The organism is Halolamina salina, from assembly GCF_042678005.1.
Classification (GTDB): Archaea; Halobacteriota; Halobacteria; order Halobacteriales; family Haloferacaceae; genus Halolamina; species Halolamina salina.
Genome location: NZ_JBHUDH010000046.1, coordinates 11,116 through 11,840 on the forward strand (window position 1 = coordinate 11,116; position 725 = coordinate 11,840).

The window sequence follows — 725 nt, forward strand, 5'->3', positions numbered from 1 at the left end:
ACGGCCTCGTGACCGGCGACGACGCTGCCGACCTCGCCGCCGGGACCGGTGACGACGTTGAGCGCGCCGTCGGGGAGACCGGCCTCGTCCAGCGCCGCGGCGATCTCGTGGGTCGGGCCGGGCGCGAGCGTCGCGGGCTTGATCACCGCGGTCGTGCCGGCCGCCAGCGCGGGCGCGATCTTCCACGCCGGGATCGCGATCGGGTAGTTCCACGGCGTGATCAGGCCCGCGACGCCGACCGGCTCCTGCTTCGTTCGGAGCACCGTGTCGCCGCCGCTGGCGCTCTTGACCTCGCCGCCGATGTCGCGGGCCTTCGACCCGTAGTAGTCGAAGATGTCGATGGCGCGCTGGACCTCGCCGCCGGCTTCGGCCTCGGTCTTCCCCTCCTCGCGGACCAGCAGTTCGGTCAGTTCCTCCTTCTTGTCTGCGAGGATCTGACTCGCCCGCGAGAGGATCCGACCCCGCTTCGGAGCGGGCGTGTTGCCCCACTCCTCGGTCGCCGCGGCGGCGGCCTCGACCGCACGCTCGGCGTCCGACGCACTGGACTTGGGGTAGGTGCCGACGACCTCGTCGGGGTTGGCGGGGTCGTGCGTGTCGAACGTGTCGCCGCTCTCGGCGTCGATCCACTCGCCGTCGATGAGGTTCGATCTGCTCGCCATGTCCGACCGTTGTAGCGGTCGGCGGATAACCCTTTACGCTGCGGCTTCCCCCCGGAGATTTATGCC

General features: G+C 70.9%; 1 protein-coding gene. It reads right to left on the minus strand.

Annotated elements, in window-relative coordinates; all coding sequences use genetic code 11:
- Positions 1–659: aldehyde dehydrogenase family protein (locus ACFR9S_RS05535; RefSeq protein WP_379818241.1), on the minus strand; the 659-nt coding region annotated here is incomplete at its 3' end.
- Between the last annotated feature and the right edge of the window lie 66 nt (positions 660–725).